Origin of the sequence: Leptospira soteropolitanensis (assembly GCF_026151655.1) — a bacterium.
GTDB lineage: Bacteria > Spirochaetota > Leptospiria > Leptospirales > Leptospiraceae > Leptospira_A > Leptospira_A soteropolitanensis.
In genome coordinates this window covers 249,675-271,037 of the sequence record NZ_JAMQPN010000002.1, presented here as the reverse complement: position 1 = coordinate 271,037, position 21,363 = coordinate 249,675, and the positions used below count along the sequence as shown (strand labels likewise).

Sequence of the window (21,363 nt, the reverse complement as noted above, 5' to 3'; positions counted from 1 at the left end):
ATGTTATCATTTGACCAATACCTAGCTATCGATTATGGTTCGACCTTTCTAAAAGGGGTCCTTTTTAAAAAGGTCCTCGGGAAAGTAGTGATCCTTCGGACAGAAAGTCTTCCCGTAGTGGAACTTGACGAATCAGAAGGGGATCCCTTCGAATACAATATCATTCGTTTCATTCAAAGTTTTTTTCCTGAAGAAAATAGGTTTCTTATTAATTTAGGAATCCATAATTTATTTGTTCGTGATCTGACAGTGCCTTTGGTTTCGGAAAAAGCGATCCAAGAAGTACTACCGTTTGAAGTAGAAAACCTGGTTCCTTATCCTATGGAAGAATTAGAGGTAATTGGTAAAACTTGGAGAACTAATAAAGAAAATTCTGATGTAATTTCCTTTAACGTTCACCATTCGGAACTTCTTCGTGCGCTAAAACCATTTGCGAAGGGTGATCTTTCTCTATCTTGTTTATCTCTTGATTCGTTCGCTTTATCTTCTCTTGTAACAAAAAACTATCCATTATTAATTGGTGAGAAAACTATACTACAGCTGGATCTTGGCGGTAGATACAGCATTCTTAATGTGTTATTTGAAGGAAAACTTCGTCACACGCGACAAATCTATATCGGTGGAGAAGATGTTAGTTTAGAAATTTCTAATTTACTAAAAATCGAATTGGAAGAAGCAAGAGAAATTAAAGAATCTCTTCCTTTAGGTTTTCTTTTTGATGAATTAGATAAAAATGAAGAATCAAAATTTCTTACCAAATTTCATATTTCGCAAGTGCAATGGAAATCTCTTCGAAAGTTTATATTAGCTAAAATTGAACAACTGATACATGAAGTAGAAAATAGTATCTTTTCACTTCCAGAAACGGAAAGGCCGAGCCTGATACTTCTTTCTGGAGGAGCAAGTTTATATCCAGGGCTTACCGCATATTTGGAAGAGAAATTAGGGATTAAAACAGGACGTTACGAATTTTTAGGAATTGCTGATCCAAATTTTGTGACAGCCGTTGCCACGGGAATCCATTTTGAATCTCGGAACCGAGTGAATTTTTTAGAGACTGGGTTTGCCAAAAAAATTCATACCAATAGGTTCAAATTATCTGCTTTTAAGCCTCATTTAATTCTTGTTAGCATTTCTTTGGTTTTGCTTTTAGGGGTGTTTATCATTGGAATCATTTTAGATAAACGTAAGATTTCTGCTAATAAAAAGGTATTACTAGAGAAATACAAAAATGGCATTGGTGGAGAACTAGGTGAAGACGAAGATCCACTTACAGAAGCCAATAAAAAGTTAAAAGCGGAACGTAAAAAAACGGAAATTTACCGTTTGTTTCTCTCCCAGGAAAGTGTTTTAGATGTTTTGAATGAAGCTACCGAACAGTTTCCTTCCCCAGAAGTTTTACCGTTTATTTTAGATCAGTTTAATTTTGAAGAAAAGGAAATTCAAATTTATGGTCGGGTAAATGAATTTGGGGAAATTGGAACCATTCAGTCAGCTTTAGAAAAATCTGAAAAATTTACCAATATACAAATTCAAAACAAAAGGCTGATCACTGGGGTAAACAAATACAAAGTAAGCTTTAAAATCAAAATGGATGTCGTGACTCCGAAGGAAGAACCATAATGTTTGATCGTTTAAACGATAGGGAACGCGTTTTAGTTGTTGGGCTTATTAGTTTTGTGGCACTTCTTGGGATTTATACCATCGTTACTCTTTTTTCTGATTTAAGAAATAGTCTTACGGAAGAAATTTTTGAAACCAGATCTCAAGCGACAGAACTTGACCGCATCATTCGCGAATATAATTATTTACGTGGCTTACAATCGGGTGGGAGCGAAGAAGATGTAAGTGTAATGTATTCGAAATTGGATCAAATTTTAGTTCGATATAACCTGAAAGACAAAGTCCAAACTATGAAGGATACAAGTAATGTGATCCAAAAGGATTATAATAAAATTACGATAGATGTATCCTTTCGTTCTGTACTTTTACAAGATGTTATTAAACTTGTTTATGATATAGAAAAGAATAAACAAATCCAAGCCAAAGTGGATTTACTCAGTTTTAGAAAACCATTTGCTGAAAAAGAAATTTACGATGTGAATCTAAAAGTTTCTTCGTATAGTCGTTTATCCAAAGGGAAATAATATGCCAAAAGAAGAAGAATTGGAAGAAGATTTCCTAGCAGAAGAAGAAAAGGAAATTCAAGAAAGTCTTTTAGAGGACGAAGATGATTTGTTTGATGAGGATGGTGATGAAGAACATTCCAAGGTCAATCGTAAACAAATATTAACTTTAGTAGCCATTGCAGTGGTTTCCTTTTTGGTTTTTACTCTATTTATTTTTCCTTTAAACGAAATTGTTCGTTCGATTCTCATCAAAACGGGAAAGGAAACTGGAATTTTTATGGATGCGAAGGAGATCCATTTTCCTGTAATCGGCCGCAAGTCATTTGATAGTTTTATTATTAGTTTTCCAACAGGAACTTCAGTCAAAGCCGAGGAAATTAGTTTAGGTGTATCTCTTTTTGGACTTCTTCAGTCAAGATTAGAAGGTGATGCCAGTATTGGTTATTTTAGTTTTGAGGGTAGTGAGTGGGCTATGAGTATCCAAACTTTGGACATTCCTCTTCGATTATCACCAATCGATGATAAAATTACTAAATGGAATGGAGAAGGGGAGATTGACATTTCTGGCGGAAAAATTAAAGAATCTGCAGAGATTCCATTTCTAGGAAGTTTAAAGGGAACTGACATCCGTAAGGCGAATCTATTGTTTAAAATTCGTTCAGGTAAGTTACTTTTGGAGCGAGGAAGTTTGGAATCTTCTCTTGCTAAATTTCAATTCCAAGGTGTGATTCGACTTTCAGACACTTTATCTTTTTCGCAGTTGGATCTAAAGGTTTGTTTTACTTTAACTGAAAAATTTGCCCAGGAACGCCAAGATTTAGTGGGTATGGTTGCCTTACTTCCACAGGAAGGGGGCAAAACTTGTATCCCGATTCGAGGAACTTTTTCTTCTCCAAAAGTGGATTTACCCAACTTGAATCAGTTAGGTGGTGGGGCACCTAAATCGGAAGGCACTTCCATCGAACCAGCCCCAGTCCCTTAAGTATAACTTCGATTGATCAAAATGGTCGCTCATTACCACTATTAAGTAAGATCTCTCAGGTATCTTTCTTTCAATGTTAACTGTAGGTGATTTAAGAGTAAAAAAAAGATCTCAAGGATGATTCCAAGAGATCTTTTTTTATTAATTCTAAACTCTAACCTTAAAGATCAGAGTTCGGTCTTTAATTTGTTTGTTTCTTACGAACAACCAGTAGTGGACCCACAAGAGATACACTTGAGGCAAGCTCCGTTACGAACCATTTGGAAGGAACCGCATTCAGTACAAGAATCTCCTGTATATCCTTTGGTTCTTGCTTCTGCAATGATTTTGAGAGTAGCCGCTGCCGATTGTGCTGCTGCTTGTGGCGTAGCACCTGCGACTGCAACGGCTTCCGGTTTTTCTTCCAACACGGATTTCATAGAAATGGGAGCCACCTGTATCGGAACTCTTAACCCGCTACTTTCCTGTTTTCCCCCGAGGTCCTTTGTCGGTTCTGTAGCCTTTCTGCCCACTTCGTCTGTTCTTAAATCTTCTGGAGATACTTGTGCCAAGTCGTATCTACCAAGGTAAGTGATGGCAAGTTCCCTAAAGATGTAATCGATCACTGAAGTTGACATCTTAATGTGAGGGTTGCCAGAAACCATACCGTTTGGTTCAAATTTGAAGAAAGTGAAAGCTTCTACAAATTCCTCTAACGGAACACCATGTTGGAGACCCAGTGAAACTGCGATTGCAAATGCGTTCATAAGAGAACGGAAAGCCGCTCCTTCTTTATGCATGTCGATAAAAATTTCACCGAGTTGGCCATCTTCGTATTCTCCAGTGCGAAGATATACTTTGTGACCACCCACCATTGCTTTTTGTGTATAACCAGCACGGCGGTGTGGAAGTTTTCTCCTTTCCGCAATGTATTTATACACAAGTTTTTCCGCCACTTCTGTGACCGTTTTGGGAGCAGAAGAGGTTTGAAGTTCTTCCTCTTCTTCACCCACAGCACTTAACAACTGGAATACGGAGTTAAGTGGTTGTGAAAGTTTGGAGCCATCACGGTAAAGTGCGTTTGCTTTGATCATCACTTTCCAAGACATGAGGTATGCATTTTTTACATCCTCAATGGTTGCCTCCTCGGGAAGGTTGATCGTTTTGGAAATCGCACCCGAAATGAATGGTTGTGCCGCAGCCATAATTCGGATATGTGATTGATAAGATAAGAATCGTTTTCCGTATTTTCCACATTTGTTTGCACAATCAAAAACTGCTAGATCCTTCTCTTTGATAAAAGGTGCGTTTTCGATAGTCATTGTTCCACAAACATAATCATTTGCTTGTGAAATTTCATCTGCGGAAAAACCCAATGTTTCGAGAAGATTAAAACCCATTGAGTTGTAAACGTTTGCATCAATTCCCAGTGTTTTAGAAAGGAAATCTTCGCCTAGCGTGAATTTGTTGAATGCAAATTGGATATCAAAAACAAATGGAAGTTGTTTTTCGAGTTTTTCCAATACATCTTCAGTAAAACCTTTTTCTTTCAAACGGGCAGTGTTTACCCCTGGTGCTCCGTTAAAAGTAGCATGGCCTTTACAGTAGTTTACAATTGCGTCTTGTTCTGCTTGGCTATACCCAAGTTTTTTGAGTGCCGCAGGTACGGATTGGTTGATGATTTTGAAGTATCCACCACCAGCTAATTTTTTGTATTTCACTAGAGCAAAGTCTGGTTCGATTCCTGTTGTATCACAGTCCATTACAAGACCAATGGTTCCTGTTGGTGCAATTACAGTCACCTGTGCGTTACGGTATCCATACAATTCACCTAGCTCCAAGGCTCTGTCAGAATCTTCTTTTGCTGCTTCCAGTAAGTAAGATGGAAGAAAAGACGGATTGATTCCCACCGGTGTGATGGTAAGGCCTTCGTATTCTTCTTTTGGTGCATTGTAAGCGGCACGTCTGTGGTTACGAATGACACGGAGCATATGGTCTTTGTTTTTTTCGTATCCAGCAAATGGTCCAAGTTCCTTTGCCATTTCCGCTGATGTTGCATAAGCTGTCATATGCATGATGGAAGAAATGGCTCCAGTCACAGCCATCGCTTCTTGTGAATCATAAGGAATTCCCATGATCATAAGAAGAGAACCAAGGTTGGCATATCCAAGTCCTAGGGTTCTAAACTTGTAAGAAAGTTCTGCAATTTCTTTGGAAGGGAACTGCGCCATAAGGACAGATACTTCTAAGATGATGGTCCAAATTTTGTTTAAATAACGGTATCCCGCGACATCAAAACTTCCATCTTCTTTTAAAAACTTAACGAGGTTTGCTGAAGCCAAGTTACAGGCAGTATTGTCGAGGAACATATACTCGGAACATGGGTTGGATGCATTGATGGCACCATCTTCTGGGCAAGTATGCCACTCGTTAATGGTACTGTGATACTGCGTTCCTGGGTCTGCGGAATTCCAAGCGGCATTCGCAATTCTTTCCCAGAGGTCACGAGCCCGAAGGGTTTTTGCAGGTTTTGCTTCCCTGTTTTGTACCTTCGCTTTTTCTTTTTCGGTTCTGTTGTAAAGATGGAAAGGGAGGTCTTTTTCGACGGCTTCCATAAACTCATTTGTGATTCGCACTGAGTTATTGGAGTTTTGTCCAGAAACAGTATTATAAGCTTCGGATTGCCAGTCAGTGGTTAATTCTTCAAAGAGTAAGTCTTTGTAACCTTGTTTGGAAAGGTCAATGACTCGTTTGATATAGTTGTCTGGAACAAATGCCTTTCTTGCCTTTTGGATCGCTTTTTTTAGATCTAAATTGGCAGTCGGGTCGTAGGCATCTTCACCAAGTGTTTGTTTGGCGGAAGAGCAGGCACTCATAATATCATTGAGAAGGCGGTTATTGAGAATGGATCCCGTAACAAGGGAAGCCACTTTTTTCTCTTCTTGTACTTTCCAATCAATGAACTCTTCGATGTCTGGGTGGTCCATATCAAGACAAACCATCTTTGCTGCACGACGAGTGGTTCCGCCGGATTTAATGGCTCCTGCGGCCCTATCTCCAATTTTCAGAAAGGACATCAGCCCAGAACTTTTACCGCCACCAGAAAGAGATTCATTGGCGGCACGTAAGTTAGAAAAGTTTGTTCCTGTACCTGATCCGTATTTGAAAAGACGAGCTTCACGAACCCAAAGGTCCATGATTCCCCCTTCATTCACTAAGTCATCATCCACCGATTGGATAAAACAAGCATGGGGTTGTGGGTGTTCGTAAGAAGAGGCAGATCTTACTAGTTTTCCTGATTTTGGATCCACATAGTAGTGGCCTTGTGATTTTCCATCAATTCCATAAGCCCAGTGGAGTCCTGTATTGAACCACTGTGGGGAATTGGGTGCAGCCATTTGGCTTGCGAGCATAAAAATAACTTCTTCATAGAAAACACGGGCACTGTCTTCATCGGAAAAATACCCGTATTTATAACCCCAATAGGTCCAACATCCCGCAAGGCGATGGAACACTTGTTTGGAATCTGACTCTCCGACAAATCTGTCCTCAGGATTCAGAGCAGAAAGTTTTTCATCATCGGGAACCGAACGTTGTAACCATTCCGGAATTCCTTTTTCTGCTACTTTCTTTAAATATTTTGGAACACCTTTCCTTCGAAAGTATTTCTGCGCGAGGATATCTGTAGCTACCTGTGACCAAAAATCCGGAACTTCCACTCCGTTGGCCTCAAATACAACTGACCCGTCAGTATTCGTAATTTTAGAATCCTTACGGACCCAAGTTAAATTCGGGTAAAGACCCTTATTCCCTTTGGTAAAATGCCTCTCAATTTTCATGCAGACCCCATCTACAACAACATATACAATTTCTATTTTTTCCTCTACCAGAAGCGGAGAGGATTATGTCACAATGAAGGTATCTTTCGTTGGAAACATCCATTTTTTCTCTTAAGCTTCCTTCGAATCTTAGAATTTTTTCAAAATTTCTGTAAGCTCTGTAAGTTTTTTTTCGTTGACCTAGCGACCTTCCTACGTAGCATGGTCACAGATTCGAGATTCCCCTTTAGCTCAGTCGGTAGAGCAAATGACTGTTAATCATTGGGTCGCTGGTTCGAGCCCAGCAGGGGGAGCAGTCTCGTGGTTGTTCTCATTTTGAGTGCCTACCTTATCCATAATCTTCTTTCAAAAATTCCAAAATTCTTAGATTTTTCCCTAAAAATTTCTGCCTTTTCTCATTTATCTATTCTATTTTTCCTGATTGTTTCGGGTTTTCCCTGGGTTAATATGGGACTGTCCGCGGACGAAGGTCCTCTTTCTGAGGCGAAAACCCTTCTGACTGATTCAGAACAGATTCTATTCGTCACTGCCAGTCTAGGGGAAACAAAAGGAAATTTATTTTTTTACAATCTCGAAGATGGGGAGTGGATTCCGATTTTCGAAAATATTCCTGTGCAACTTGGAAAAAATGGAATCATACCAGGAGAAAAAAAAAGAGAAGGGGATGGCCACACTCCAAGCAATATTTTTTCCATTCAAAGGGTTTTGGGTAGAGCAAAAAGAGAAATTAGAAATATCGAATACACTAAAATTCAAAAATATCATCATTGGAGTGATTCTTCTACCTCAAAAAATTACAACCAACTCATAAAACATAAAGAGAAAGGTGCAGTCTCTCTTTGGGATTCTGAAATTTACGAATTATTGATTGTGGTTGAACACAATACAAAACCGGCGATACCTGGTTTTGGAAGTATGATTTTTTTACACCCTTGGTCTTTGGACAAACCAACTTCTGGATGTGTGGGAGTTTCAAAAGAAATTTTAGAAACCATTGTTTCAAAGTTAGACGGTAAAAAGTTTCCTAGTTTAATCATTCAAATGGTAGAATAAGATAGAACCATCGCCACCGATCGCAGTGGAAATCCTTTGCGAATGCAAAGATTGGAACGGAGAGCGGGATCGCTTTTCCGATGGAATTTTTTGTTGGGAATTAAATTGCGAGGCACAAAAGAAAAAATCTTTGGTTTATATTGAGTTTAAGAATTCTGTTGGATCAGTTCAAAAAAAGCCGGTATGAAAAAATATACCGGCCAAAATGTTGTTTAGGATTTTAAAAAAATTAGAAAGAATTCAAAACAAAGTCTTTGTAGTTAGGGGTTTTCATTTCTTTTTCCCAACGGCTCCAGGTATAGGGCCACATGGCAGGATCACCATCTGGATCTAAATACCAACTTTGGCAACCACCAAGCCAAACTGTACTTCCCATACCTGCTTTGAGATAAGCGGCAAAATTTTTAAGTGCTTCTTCTGTAGTTTCAATTTCGTCGAATTTCTTTTTTCGCCAATCATTGATCACTTTCAATACGTATTTAGTTTGTACTTCACTCATCGCAATGACGGAAAAATTTCCAATTGGTGTATTGGGTCCTAACATCAGGACAAAATTTGGGAAATGCGGAATAAATAGGGACCTGTAGGCTTGGACTTTCTTTTTCCAAACTGTATCGATAGAGACTCCATCTTTTCCTGTGAGGTTCATCGGTCTCATAAAATTAAACGGGTGAAAGCCTGTTGCAAGAATCAAAACATCCAGTTCGTGGAGTTTTCCATCTTTAGTCACCACACCTTTTTCTGTAATTTTTTCGATACCTTCTGTCACCAAATCCGCGTTCGGCTTTTGTATCGCTTCGTAAAAAGTAGAGTTTACAATGACTCGTTTACAACCCACGCGGTAGTTAGGTGTTAGTTTGGCTCTAAGGACAGGATCCTTAACAGAATTTTTTAGATTCCTTTTACAAAGAAAACTCATAAGCATATGTGGAATTTTTTTACCAATCACTGCTTTGGAAAAAGTCTGTTCTACGGCAAAAGTATACCATTTATGAAATCGTTTTAGTATGTTATTATTTTTTCTCCAACGTTCTTTATCTTTTTCGGTATAATCGGTGTCGGGAACTCGGACAATCCACTGAGGAGTCCTTTGAAAAACAGACACTTTTTTACCTACTTTTATGATTTCAGGAATGACTTGGGCAGCTGTGGAACCTGTGCCAATGATCCCAATTCTTTTTCCTTTTAGATCCACGGAATGATCCCATTCCGCTGTGTGAAAACATTTCCCTTGGAAAGTACCTAGTCCTTGGATGTTCGGACGGGCAGGGTGGTGCAAAATTCCCGTTGCTGAAATGAGAAAATCAGATACGTAAGTTTTACCCTGATTTGTTTTTGTTGTCCACTTTCCATTGCGATAGGAGGCTTCTGTTACCGCTTCATTAAAATGGATTTTTGGGGTAACTTTGTACTTATCACTCACTCGTTTGAAGTAAGCTTGGATTTCTTCACCATGCGCAAACCTGTGGCTCCATTCTGGATTGGGTTCAAAACTGTAAGTATACATGTGCGCGGGGATGTCGCAGGCAACACCCGGATATGTATTTTCTCTCCAAGTACCACCAAGGTCGTTTTTTTTCTCTAAGATGGTAACGTCTGTGATCCCTGCTTTTTCTAATTCAATCGCAAGTAGGATTCCGGTCATACCGGCACCGATGACCACAACGGAAGGATTTCTCAGTATGGGTGCTGTCATTTGTTTCCTCATTTCGTAATTTGTTCGAACTTTCTTATGAGAACATTGTTCCGAAATTCGCAACTGAGAGAGAATGACATCGGTTTGGGAATTGTTTGCAATAAAAAAAACATATGTGTGATAAAAAAGGAAAAACAAATTTTAGATTTAGAATCATAGTGATTCTAGAAAAAGGCAATTTGAACAAGAATGGGTTTGGTTCAGATAAGTTGCAACTATATCATGTTATGCGGTGGCACCAGAAAATCTTCATTTTCATTGAAAATTTTCTAATTTTTTAAGATTCAAAATGTAAAAAAAATATCGAGGACCTTATCCGCTAAAAACTCGATTTTCTTTTTATATTTAAGTGATTACTTAAGTAATGTTCTTATGAATACTTTTGCAGCCTTAGCGGATGATACACGAAGAGATATAGTCAGACTTGTTGCAAAAAAAGGAGAACTGACTTCCTCTGAAATCAGCCAAAATTTCCAGATGAGTTCACCTGCCATTTCTCAGCATTTGAAAGTTCTAAAAGAGTCCAAAGTGCTTATCATGAAAAAGAATGCACAAAAGCGAATTTATAGTTTGAACCAACAAGGTATGCAGGAAATGGAAGATTGGATTTTGGAGATAAAAAACCTTTGGGTGAAACGTTTGGATCGATTAGACAGAGCCAGAGCATCTTTCTGAATGGTGGGGACCGGATGGATTTACCTTAACAATTCAAAGTTTAGATTTTTCCAACGGTGGTATTTGGGAGTTTGTGATGCATGGTCCTGATGGACATGACTATAAAAATAAAATTCAATTTATCGACATTCAAAGACCTCATTTCATTTCGTATAAACATTTAGGGGATGGAGAGGGAGATGAAGATGTAAATTTCCTATCAAAAATCATATTTGAAAGAGTTGGCAATGGAACTAACCTCGTTATGGAGCAAAAATTCACAAGCAAACAAGAGTTAGAAAGAGTCAATGAGAAGTATGGTGCCATTGAAGGTGGAAAACAACATCTGGAAAATCTAGCAAAGTATTTGGTAAAAATTAATTAGAGGATAACCGATCAAAATTTATATTTGGAGCTGATATATAATGGGATCTAAAAACATCTATAAAGCATTTAGAATTCAAGTGTGCCAGTTGATTACTAGAAATCCGAAGGAGTCGACTTGATTCAAAAAAATAGAATTCAAACGTAGGATTGTTTCTTTGAAACTTTAGTATTCAAAGTTAACAAAGATCATCCTAATGAGGATTATCATTTTTTTTATAGGCTCTTCCTCGGGTGAACTCTAGTTTGCATTTTTCTTTAAACACAAAAATAGTTTCATTTATGAACTCAGAGCGCCATTATCCGAATGCAATCCTTTCAATGGGAAAGGAAACGAGGATTTCTTTTTAATCAATGCTTTTTGCATTTGATTAAAGAAGAGGTAGAATGTTACTTCGAATACTATTCCTATTGAAGCATTATTTTGATTTCAGATACTATCTATTTTGACGCAATATGCTACTTCCCATAATTAGTATTATGTCGCATTAGTTTTGGGTTTATTTTGAGTGTACTCGTACATCCTTTACAGTTTTGTCCTGGTACATACTTTACAAAAAGTATGATGAATATCCTGATTCAGACGTTAATGAGGATGGCATTGGAAAAACTTACCTTTGGAACATGTTTTGGCTCTTAAATATGGACGGAAAATGATTCAAGGATACGATTTTTCTCAATCCTTCCTCGACTGCCGATTGGATGCTAGATGCGATTTTTTCTTTCGATTCCGTGTCTTCTGAACTAAATGGGATGGTCTTTGAAGTGATTTGTTCTGAACGACCTAAGATGCGCTGTTGTTCCCCCAAGGGACTTACAACTAAAAATTCCACTACCGAGGCGAAAGTTGCCTGACGGAATTTGGTGGTGCCTTCTTCAAACTCCAGAGTTCGATCCACTTGGACTTTTCTTAAAACAATGGCGCCAGGTTCCAGGGGTTCGTTTGATTTGAGTGGCGATAAAGAAGTTACGCTTAAATACCGAGGACTAGCGCTCGATAGAGATTGGAGTGCAAATTGTCCAATGGAGATTTCTTGCGATGGGCCAACTTTTAGAACTTTTGTTTCCAGGTCTTCCGCATACTTTAGCCGTAGCGAATTTTCTGATCTTTCGCCTGCGGATGTCGTTTCTGTTTGAATTCTTGACACACAATGAACCAACAAGAAAACCAAAATTATAGCGTATCGAAATCCGAATTTCATAGGCTAGACCTAATGATTAATTCCACCAAACAAGACGTTTATTGCAGACATTCGGAAAAAGGAAAACCTAAAGTTGGTTTTTTCCTGATCGATATTTAGAATCCTCTGAAAACAAAGTGACTTTCTTTTTGTTTCCATTAGAATTCAGAAATCGCCCTGGATTTTATGATAGGCGTTTTGTTGGAAATTCACTGATACAAAGGAAATTGGTATGAAAATTGCTTATTTAGTGGTCAGGATTTTGCTTGGTGCATTATTCCTTTTTTCATCTGTTGTTGTCCTCTTCAACTTGGTTCAGCAACCTGAAACAACTGGAGATTTAAAGGTATTTAACGATGGACTCAAAGCTTCCGGTTATTTATTAACTCTGATCAAAGTTACAGAACTTGTTTGTGCGATAGCATTTTTGTCTGGTAGATTTGTTCCACTCGCTTCTATCGTGATCGCTCCCATTGTTGTGAATATTTTACTTGTTCACTTGATGATTGCGCAAGAAGGAATACCTGTGGGGATATTTGTTGTTGTTGCTAATGCATTTCTTGCCTATGTCAATCGTAATGCTTACAAACCACTGTTTGTGGCAGTATACAAATAATCTTTTTACATTAACCCAGGCAACGAGTATTCAAATTCATCGTTGTCTGGATCATATAAAAATCGATATTTATCGTTTGATTAGTTCTTTCTTAAGGTTTTGATTCAAGATTTTCGAAAAATTGCACTTCTCCTGAGGAAGTATCATAAAACCCAGAGACAATTTTAATTTCTTTTGCATTTACTTTTCCAAATAAAAAAGGGCTATGTGTTAGGATCTCATTGATTGAATTCTTTACATTTGCCTTAACCACGTGATTAAAAATATGTTCATTTTGTTTTTGGATGGGATGGATGATCTTTTCTGATTCATCTATAGCCTTTTGGATTTTGTTTGTGATACTTGAGATATTTCCTTCTCGAAGTGAATACAAAGCACTGGAAACCGCTCCACAATTAGAATGCCCAAGTACAACGATTAACTTTGTACCAATTTTGTCACAAGATAACTCCAAACTTCCTAGAATTTCCTCGTTTACGATATTGCCTGCAATTCGAATGGAAATAATATCTCCTAAACCTGCATCAAAGATAATTTCTGGGCTTGTCCTTGAATCAATGCATGACAAAACCACTGCGATGGGATTTTGTCCAAACGCCGTTGCATTCACTTGGTGTTTGAAATATTTTTCAGACCATTTTCCTTTAACAAACCTTTCGTTTCCTCGTTTTAAAAAATCCAAAATTTCATCTGGAGTTAGTTTTTGTTGTGCTTCTTTATCTAAAATATTGACAAATTGAACTTGGTCACTGAGTTCATAGGAATCTTTTAAACCAATTAAATTCAGTTGGATTTTTTTTTCGACTGAGACTACTGTTTTAAATTCTTCTAAGACTTCTAAAATATCATGATCAATGAAATTGCAGTTTGAAGCATCTATGATCAATTTAGAGTTTTCAGGGATCGCCCAAAGAGTATCTTTTATAGAGGCTTTATTTAAAAAGGAGACTTGGTTTGGCAATTCGATACGAACCGTTTCCCCGATGTTTAAGGTTTCCGTTTCCACTAAGAACGGGTTTTTATAGTTGTTTTTTAAGATAAAAATAAAACTGATTGAAAGTCCAATTAAAACGCCTGTTAGTAGGTCAGTAAAAATAATGGCAAAGATTGTAGCAATAAAAGGAAGGAATTGATAAAATCCTTTTTTGTAAATCGATTGGTAAAGATTAAAGTTTGTCAGTTTGAAACCGGTTACGATTAAAATGACAGCTAAAGAAGATAAGGGAATTAAATTCAAAAACGATCCAAAAAAAACTACACTAATGCACAATAAAATTCCGTGAAAAATTGTGGATAACTTTGTCTTTGCACCCGCATAGATGTTGACCGAACTCCGAACTATCACTGATGTTATAGGAAGTCCACCAATGAGTCCAGAAAGTGAATTCCCTACTCCTTGTGCCACAAGCTCTCTGTTGGGAGAAGCTAATCGTTTATGTGGATCGATCCTTTCTACTGCATCTAAATTGAGTAAGGTTTCCAGAGTGGCAAAAGCAGAAATGGTAAAGGCAAAATACCAAACTTTGGATTCTGTAATGGCCGAAAAGTTAGGAAAGAAAAAAACAGATTCCCAATTCTTAATATTAGGAATGGTTACCAAATGTTTTTCAGAAAGATAGAGATTTGGAAAAAAAATTTGAAAGATCCCATTCAATAAAACCCCTATGAGGATGACTAACACAGGAGAAGGCAAAAATTTTAAAGGTTTCCATTTTGTTTTGTCATAGCCAATCATCAGGGCTAGAGAAGAAAATGCGATGAGAACTGCACCCCAAGAAAAGAAATTTATAATATTTAATAGTTCGGAAAAAGTATTCTCTCCATCTTTTTGAAAGAAGATAAAATCCTCTTCCGGATCAACGTCGAAACCTACAGCATGAGGAATTTGTTTTAAGATCAGGATGATTCCGATAGAAGCAAGTAGACCCTGGATTACGTTGGAGGGGATATAATTTGCGATAAACCCGCCCCGTAACATTCCGATGGCAATTTGAATGAGCCCTGCCAAAAAAACGGCGAGGAGAAAAGTGGGATAATCGCCTAACCCTGAAATCGCAGCTAACACTAAAGTAACGAGTCCTGCGGCAGGCCCGCTCACACTTGTACTTGAATGGCTAAGAATTCCGACAATAATGCCTCCTATGACACCTGAGATCACTCCAGATAATAAAGGGGCTCCACTGGCCAAGGCAACTCCCAAACAAAGAGGGAGAGCCACTAAGAAAACCACAAGGCCTGAGGGAATATCTTGTTTTAAATTGGAAAACATAAATGTGTGGTGAGCCTAAAATTAGAGTGAGGAAATGTCAACCTGAATGGAAAAAGTTCCCAAGGATTCAATGGAATACTTAGGGAATATGATTAAAAAGGTGATTTTTACAACCATACAGTCACATCATCTAGATCAGCTTCACTAATGACGTGGCGCACTTGGTCCGCTGTAGTAAAAGAAATTGATTGAATATGGATCGAAGACCAAAGGTTTGCATATACGAAAGGCCCCACATGGCATTTGAGAATTACGTTCGGCAAAATTTGTTTTTCGATCGAACAAATCAATTCTGGTGTTTTTTTATCTTCCGGTATTAAAATCTGTTTTTGATCATCTAAGGCAAAAAATAAAATTTGGAACTTCGAGATACTAGTATTTGTTAGGTTTTCCGTTTTGATGAAGAGTTGTAATTCTTTTGATTGGATTTTATGGCGAGGACGAATGGTAACAAGAATTGGCAATCCCACTTCCCGCAAATAGGTCTTTCTATTTTCAGTATAATTTCCATTGGGATGCAAACAAAACCCATAGGAGACCCAAAAAAGGACAAGAAGGGGAATTTGACTCCATCCATTCTTAATTTCCAAGTCCATTTGTCGTTTTCGTCGCAAGATTTAGCAATAATGGCTTAAGAAAGGCCTAGGCTCAAGCCTTTTCCTCACCCTGTCTACATCCGGTTTTTATTGAGAAACAAACTCAAAATACTAAGTTGGTTGCCAATTGATTTATGAATTTACGAGAAGTGGATTCTGTCTAAACCTGGACGTAATAGAAAAATTTACACCTATACTCTATCAGGAGCTCTTCAATGACGTTGAGTCTAGACTTCTTTCGGTCCTCAATTGGAAAGAAGATCATAATGGCCATTACTGGATTTATCTGGTTTGGGTTCGTGATCCTTCATATGGTCGGAAACCTTCAAGTTTTCCAAGGACCAGAAAAATTAAACACCTACGCAAAGTTTCTCAAGGATTTAGGTCCCCTATTATGGGTAGCAAGGATTGGACTGATTGTGGCCTTTTTTGGACACGTATGCACAGCCATCCTCCTAAAAATTGAAAACTCAAGTGCTAGGCCAGTATCTTATGCTAAAGGTTCTACGATCCAAGCCTCTGTAGCATCTCGGACAATGGCCTATAGTGGACTCCTTTTGCTTACGTTTCTTGTGTATCACCTTGCACATTTTACTTTAGGTATCACGAATCCAGAACATTACAGTTTTGAATACATCCTGAAAAACGGTGATGTGGTTCATGACGTTTATGCAATGGTGATTCTAGGGTTTCAAGATCCCATCATTTCAGGAACTTATATTGTCTTTATGATTTTCCTTGCTCTTCATTTTTCCCATGCATTGGGATCTATGTTTCAGACTTTGGGGATCCTTGCACCAAAACACAACCCCACCATTCAGAAACTATCTACAGGACTTGGTCTTATCATTTTCCTGGGAAATTGTTCCATGCCAATCTCGATTTTACTCGGGTATGTCCGTTAAGGGTTTTTAGGAGAAGTTATGAAATTAGATGCAAAAATTCCATCGGGTCCTTTGGAACAAAAATGGGACAAACACAAACAAGATATCAAACTTGTAAACCCAGCTAACAAACGTAAATATAAAGTTATCATCGTAGGAACAGGTCTTGCTGGCGCTTCTGCTGCTGCTACACTCTCCGAACTTGGATACCAAGTTTCAGTTTTTTGTTTCCAAGACAGTCCAAGACGCGCCCACTCCATTGCTGCCCAAGGTGGGATCAACGCGGCGAAGAACTACCAAAATGATGGTGACTCCGTTTATAGATTGTTCTACGACACCGTAAAAGGCGGGGATTTCCGTGCCAGAGAGGCAAACGTTTATCGTTTAGCACAAGAATCCACAAATATCATTGATCAGTGTGTCGCACAAGGTGTTCCTTTTGCTCGTGAATATGGTGGAACCCTTTCCAACCGGTCTTTTGGTGGAGCACAAGTATCCCGAACTTTTTATGCAAAAGGACAAACTGGACAACAGTTGTTACTCGGTGCTTACTCAGCATTAGAAAAACAAATCTCTCGTGGTGCTGTAAAAATGTATCCAAGAACTGAGATGTTGGAACTAGTTCTTGTGGATGGTCATGCGAAAGGAATTGTCGTTCGTGATCTAGTCACAGGTGAGATTTCTTCTCATGCAGGAGATGCTGTGATACTTGCATCCGGTGGGTATGGAAACGTATTTTACCTTTCGACAAACGCAAAAGGATCGAACGTAACAGCCACTTACCGTGCCTATAAAAAAGGTGCCGGTTTTGCAAATCCTTGTTATACGCAAATTCACCCAACATGTATTCCTCAGGCGGGAGACTACCAATCAAAACTAACTCTTATGTCTGAATCTCTCCGTAACGACGGACGGGTTTGGGTTCCTAAGAAAAAAGATGATCTTCGTGCTCCTCATGAAATTCCAGAAGACGAAAGAGATTATTACCTCGAAAGAAAATACCCATCTTACGGAAACTTAGCACCTCGAGACATTTCCTCACGTTCTGCAAAAGAAGCTTGTGACAATGGGCTTGGAGTTGGTCCAAAAGTTGGTGATAAACGACTTGGTGTTTATCTAGATTTTTCTGATTCCATCAAACGTTTGGGTGAATCTGTAGTGGCTGACCGTTATGATAACCTCTTCCAAATGTATGAACGCATTACGGGAGAAAATCCATATAAAGTGCCAATGCGCATTTACCCTGCGGTTCACTATACAATGGGTGGACTTTGGGTGGATTACAATTTGATGTCCAACATACCAGGACTTCACGTACTTGGGGAAGCAAACTTCTCTGATCATGGTGCCAACCGTCTCGGAGCTTCTGCTCTGATGCAAGGTCTTGCCGATGGTTACTTTGTAATACCTTATACAATTGGTGATTACTTTGCGAAGGAAGGTCATAAAAATATTTCTACTGATAGACCGGAATTCAAAGAAGCAGAAGCCCGCGTTCGTGAAATGACAAACAAACTTCTTGCGATCAACGGTAAAAAGACTCCAGACGATTTCCATAGAGCCCTTGGTAAGATTATGTGGGATCAGTGTGGTATGGCTCGTAACGAAAAAGGTCTCAAAGATGCCTTGAAAAAAATTCCTGAACTTAGAGAGGAATTTTGGAATAACGTAAAAGTTGCCGGATCTGGATCGGAGCTCAACCAAGAGTTGGAAAAAGCCGGTCGCGTTGCCGATTACTTAGAGTTTGGTGAACTACTCTGTTTGGATGCACTCACAAGGGAAGAATCTTGTGGAGGTCACTTCCGTGAGGAACACCAAACTGAAGATGGCGAAGCAAAACGTAATGATGAAAAATTCTGTCACGTAACAGCTTGGGAATATCAGGGTGAAGGAAAGGCTCCTAAAGAACACCGCGAAAAACTTGAGTATGAAAACATCCACCTTGCCGTAAGGAGCTACAAATAATGGATACAATGAAGTTACACCTTAAAGTTTGGCGACAAAAGAATAAAAACGATAAAGGTCGTATGGTTAGCTATGAAGCTAACAACATCAGTGAACATATGTCTTTCCTTGAGATGTTAGATGTCGTGAATGATGATCTAATCAAAAAAGGTGATGAACCGATTGCATTCGATCATGACTGCCGCGAAGGAATTTGTGGGGCTTGTTCTATGGTGATCAATGGTGTTCCGCATGGTCCAGAAAAAGGTACCACCACTTGCCAATTGCACATGCGTAAGTTTAAAGATGGAGATACGATTTATATTGAACCGTGGAGAGCCAAGGCTTTTCCAGTGGTAAAAGACCTTTTGGTAGATCGTTCTGCCTTTGATCGTATCATCCAAGCGGGTGGGTATGTTTCGATCAATACAGGGGGAGCTCCTGATGGGAATGCCTTACCAATTCCAAAGGTAGATGCTGACCTTGCTATGGATGCTGCGACTTGTATTGGATGCGGGGCTTGTGTGGCTGCATGTAAAAATGCCTCGGCAATGCTCTTTGTATCAGCAAAAGTATCGCACTTGGCACTTCTTCCACAAGGTGCTGTAGAAAAGAAAGAACGAGTTCGTAAAATGGTAAAAGCAATGGACAAAGAAGGATTTGGAAATTGCACAAACCAATACGAATGTGAAGCGGCCTGCCCGAAAGAAATTTCTGTAAACTTTATCACGAGGTTAAACCGAGAGTATATCTCTAGCTAAGCCACTTGGTGAAATAGTGAATACTTTTTGTTAAAGTTACGGCATAAACAATTATCGTTTGTGGCCAAAAGTATAAAGACCCGATTGGAAACAGTCGGGTTTTTTATTTGTCCTCTGGATTTTTTTTAATCCTTTAAACAGACTTTAGCGGACGACTAAAAAACAAAAAACTGTTAGTAGATGGAAAATTAAAGATCGGTGTCGGAACATTGATTCCAACTTTTTTCAGATTAAAATAAAGAGTCATCTAACAAAGCTGATCGTTCCACTTTAGAAATTGGATTTTCTGATAAAAAATCGGTAATTAACCTTTCGATCCATTTTGCATCTTTTCCGCGTTTGAATCGACCTTGGAGGATGGTGTCCATCCGAGATTTGATGGCAATTTGAAAAAGATATTTATGCGCTGGCTCTAACAAATCCCATTTTCCGTTTTCACTTAATTCTTCTTTTGTTAGCAAAAGAGAATACAATCGAAATCTTTCGAGTGCCTGATACTGGTTGGAAAGTTGGTCTTCATGGCCACCATAACGAACCATTAGGTTTTCTTCGATTAGCCCTATAGGAAATCCAGCGAAAAGGATTCTGTTCCATAAATCATAATCTTCGCATACTAATAGTTCGGTGCGAAATCCACCTATCTCTGCCAATGTTGGCTTATGCGCCATAAAACTGGAAGATGTCACCATACAAAGTTCTAAGGATTCTTTCAAAAACCATCCAGAACGTTTTTGGTATTTGCCTTTGGGTTCCATCAAATTTCCTTTTTTGTTCCAAACCTCTTTGGTTTGAGAAAAGAAAAATTCTGGGTTTGATTTATGAAAATCCATTTGTTTGGAAAGTTTCTCTGGATACCATTCGTCATCGGAATCCAAAAATGCAATCCAGTCACCATTGGCTTTTTCCATCCCAAAGTTCCTTGCCCCACTCACTCCCTTATGTTCTATTTGGTGGACTTGGATGGATTTTTGATTTCTACCAAATGATGATAGTTTCCCTTTCCAACCGGTGAGTTTAGAAAGTAAGTCATTCCAAGTTTCATCGGTTGACCCATCATCCACTATATGGAGTTCCCAGTGGGGATAAGTTTGCGAAATCACTGATGTGATGGCTCTATCCACAATGTTTTTGCGATTAAAACTTGGAAGGATAACAGAAACGAGTGGTTTTTCCAAAGGATTCATTTCGATTCTTTTTCCAAAATCAAATTTAGATGTTGGATTTGGCCCCCTTGGTGGAGATAAAAAATAGGAGGTGGAATTGTTTCCAATACAAAAGACGGAGATAATTGCATTTCGTATATTTCCCGCAGTAAGGGTTTTATCGTCATTCCACTATATATCGGCTCTAGTAGAATATCTGTATTTCGATAAAAATCATAAATCCACTGTTTTTGGACTTGTGTTTGTTTTCCAAAGGATATCGGCTTTGTTGCCTTATTCTTTTCTGGTTCTACTTGCGATTTGTTTTCTTTCTCGATTTTCAAAATCTGCTCTTCTTTGATCGCAATGGATCTAAGGCTTAATTGTTTTTGTAAATCTTCCGTTTTTAATATCCAAGTTTCTTTTTTTTCTCCTACCATCACTCCTTGGACAAGGATCGATGTTTCATTAAAATAATTTAAGGCAGAAAGAAAGGTTGCTCCAGATCCTATTTCCATTCGAAGGATGGCATTGGTCCTTTGGTATCTCTGTGAAATTGGATCCATCTGGGCTTTTGAGGCATCTATAGACTGAAATATTTTTTTCTCCAATTCCTGCCAAAAGGAACGGAGACCGAGGTTTTGTCCTTCGTGGATTCCAAATTCTGGTAAAGCTAAACCTCTGTAATTTTTTTTCTTTTCTAACCAAACTGCAAGTGCATCTTTCCTATTCGCATAACAGATTAACGTATGCGAATGGCCTCTTACCAACCTTTCGTTATACGAGTGAAAGTTGGGATCCTTTGTGTAGGTTATCGTATCGACAGTGATTCCGCTGCGACGAAGAATATAAGTAAAACTTGCCAAATAATTTCCATGAATGGCTCCCCAAAGAAGGACTTTGCAAATCTGATTTTTTTGCAAATACTGGAGGATACCAAATGCCTTCCGCCACTTTGTTCCAAAACCAAAAGGAAGTAAGTCATCACGAATGATATGGAGTCTTGGCATTGACTGAGTCACTAGATTGTGTGAGGAATTCGCCTCGGTTAGTAGTAATGGATTCAATGTAGCTACCAAGTGGATTTCAGAAATTCTAGTTGGAAGATCGGGGAAAAAGCGGGAATGATCAAAAGGATCGGAAGGGACAAGATTCATTTGGTATCAACCTTGTTTATAATCGTTCATCAGATAAGGGGAGCTTGATTGTTTTGAATCTGCCAATGGTATGATTGGCAGATGTTTAAACTTTATT

General features: G+C 38.6%; 16 protein-coding genes, 1 tRNA gene and 2 pseudogenes. 11 read left to right on the top strand and 8 right to left on the bottom strand.

Going from position 1 to position 21,363, the window contains the following annotated elements; translation table 11 throughout:
* From pilM to gspN, 3 genes are read left to right on the top strand one after another with little or no spacing between them, the layout of a single operon-like run.
* Nucleotides 1–1,623: a cell division protein FtsA gene (gene pilM / locus ND811_RS05955; RefSeq protein WP_265351193.1), complete on the top strand. Its 1,623-nt coding sequence runs from the start codon at nt 1–3 to the stop codon at nt 1,621–1,623.
* Entirely contained in the window at nt 1,623–2,147 is a 525-nt protein-coding gene (locus tag ND811_RS05950) for a hypothetical protein (protein ID WP_265351192.1), read from the top strand. Before pilM ends, ND811_RS05950 begins: the two co-directional genes overlap by 1 nt.
* A 1-nt stretch (nt 2,148) precedes the next feature.
* Entirely contained in the window at nt 2,149–3,111 is a 963-nt protein-coding gene (gspN, locus tag ND811_RS05945) for a type II secretion system protein GspN (protein WP_265351191.1), read from the top strand.
* A 197-nt stretch (nt 3,112–3,308) separates the two neighbouring features.
* Here the strand turns inward: gspN and ND811_RS05940 are convergent, their stop codons facing one another.
* Nucleotides 3,309–6,929 carry a vitamin B12-dependent ribonucleotide reductase gene (locus ND811_RS05940; protein WP_265351190.1) on the bottom strand — a complete coding sequence of 1,207 codons (3,621 nt, stop codon included), beginning with the start codon at nt 6,927–6,929 and terminating at the stop codon, nt 3,309–3,311.
* A gap of 220 nt (nt 6,930–7,149) precedes the next feature.
* Here ND811_RS05940 and ND811_RS05935 point away from each other — a divergent pair.
* Both ND811_RS05935 and ND811_RS05930 read left to right on the top strand, forming a co-directional pair.
* Nucleotides 7,150–7,222: transfer RNA gene (locus ND811_RS05935), tRNA-Asn, on the top strand.
* A 154-nt stretch (nt 7,223–7,376) separates the two neighbouring features.
* A complete protein-coding gene (locus ND811_RS05930; RefSeq protein WP_265365518.1) occupies nt 7,377–7,982 on the top strand; it encodes a L,D-transpeptidase family protein in 606 nt (201 codons plus the stop codon).
* 229 nt (nt 7,983–8,211) lie between these two features.
* On the opposite strand, the gene ND811_RS05925 is transcribed toward ND811_RS05930, so the two are convergent.
* The gene (locus ND811_RS05925; RefSeq protein WP_265351188.1) at nt 8,212–9,678 is read right to left on the bottom strand and encodes a flavin-containing monooxygenase; all 1,467 of its coding nucleotides are present in this window, start codon (nt 9,676–9,678) and stop codon (nt 8,212–8,214) included.
* A gap of 372 nt (nt 9,679–10,050) precedes the next feature.
* Here ND811_RS05925 and ND811_RS05920 point away from each other — a divergent pair, with 372 nt between their 5' ends.
* Together ND811_RS05920 and ND811_RS05915 are read left to right on the top strand one after the other, a co-directional pair.
* Nucleotides 10,051–10,353, top strand: a complete 303-nt coding sequence (locus ND811_RS05920; RefSeq protein WP_265351187.1) for a metalloregulator ArsR/SmtB family transcription factor — start codon at nt 10,051–10,053, stop codon at nt 10,351–10,353.
* Nucleotides 10,340–10,717, top strand: a pseudogene (locus tag ND811_RS05915) (SRPBCC domain-containing protein); the annotation flags it as partial. The gene ND811_RS05920 and the pseudogene ND811_RS05915, both read left to right, overlap by 14 nt.
* 196 nt (nt 10,718–10,913) lie before the next feature.
* Here ND811_RS05915 and ND811_RS05910 read toward each other — a convergent pair.
* Together ND811_RS05910 and ND811_RS05905 are read right to left on the bottom strand one after the other, a co-directional pair.
* Nucleotides 10,914–11,086, bottom strand: a pseudogene (locus ND811_RS05910) (ISNCY family transposase); the annotation flags it as partial.
* A gap of 241 nt (nt 11,087–11,327) precedes the next feature.
* A complete protein-coding gene (locus tag ND811_RS05905; RefSeq protein WP_265351186.1) occupies nt 11,328–11,918 on the bottom strand; it encodes a hypothetical protein in 591 nt (196 codons plus the stop codon).
* Between the two features lie 211 nt (nt 11,919–12,129).
* On the opposite strand from ND811_RS05905, the gene ND811_RS05900 reads away from it, so the two are divergent.
* Complete coding sequence (locus ND811_RS05900) at nt 12,130–12,513, top strand: DoxX family membrane protein (RefSeq protein WP_265351185.1); 384 nt, start codon at nt 12,130–12,132, stop codon at nt 12,511–12,513.
* Nucleotides 12,514–12,604: 91 nt separating this feature from the next.
* On the opposite strand, the gene ND811_RS05895 is transcribed toward ND811_RS05900, so the two are convergent.
* Nucleotides 12,605–14,782 (bottom strand): SulP family inorganic anion transporter, encoded by a 2,178-nt coding sequence (locus tag ND811_RS05895; protein ID WP_265351184.1) that lies wholly within the window; start codon nt 14,780–14,782, stop codon nt 12,605–12,607.
* Between the two features lie 107 nt (nt 14,783–14,889).
* The gene (locus ND811_RS05890) at nt 14,890–15,378 is read right to left on the bottom strand and encodes a hypothetical protein (RefSeq protein WP_265351183.1); all 489 of its coding nucleotides are present in this window, start codon (nt 15,376–15,378) and stop codon (nt 14,890–14,892) included.
* Between the two features lie 215 nt (nt 15,379–15,593).
* Here ND811_RS05890 and ND811_RS05885 point away from each other — a divergent pair, with 215 nt between their 5' ends.
* From ND811_RS05885 to ND811_RS05875, 3 genes are read left to right on the top strand one after another with little or no spacing between them, the layout of a single operon-like run.
* Nucleotides 15,594–16,283 carry a succinate dehydrogenase cytochrome b subunit gene (locus tag ND811_RS05885; RefSeq protein WP_265351182.1) on the top strand — a complete coding sequence of 230 codons (690 nt, stop codon included), beginning with the start codon at nt 15,594–15,596 and terminating at the stop codon, nt 16,281–16,283.
* Between the two features lie 18 nt (nt 16,284–16,301).
* On the top strand, nt 16,302–18,227 hold the full coding sequence (locus ND811_RS05880) for a fumarate reductase/succinate dehydrogenase flavoprotein subunit (protein WP_265351181.1): 1,926 nt from the start codon (nt 16,302–16,304) through the stop codon (nt 18,225–18,227).
* 8 nt (nt 18,228–18,235) lie between these two features.
* Entirely contained in the window at nt 18,236–18,967 is a 732-nt protein-coding gene (locus ND811_RS05875; RefSeq protein ID WP_265351180.1) for a succinate dehydrogenase/fumarate reductase iron-sulfur subunit, read from the top strand.
* Nucleotides 18,968–19,197: 230 nt separating this feature from the next.
* On the opposite strand, the gene ND811_RS05870 is transcribed toward ND811_RS05875, so the two are convergent.
* Together ND811_RS05870 and ND811_RS05865 are read right to left on the bottom strand one after the other, a co-directional pair.
* A complete protein-coding gene (locus ND811_RS05870; RefSeq protein ID WP_265351179.1) occupies nt 19,198–20,151 on the bottom strand; it encodes a glycosyltransferase family 2 protein in 954 nt (317 codons plus the stop codon).
* A complete protein-coding gene (locus tag ND811_RS05865) occupies nt 20,148–21,266 on the bottom strand; it encodes a hypothetical protein (RefSeq protein ID WP_265351178.1) in 1,119 nt (372 codons plus the stop codon). The genes ND811_RS05870 and ND811_RS05865 overlap by 4 nt, the downstream gene beginning before the upstream one ends.
* Nucleotides 21,267–21,363: the final 97 nt, after the last annotated feature.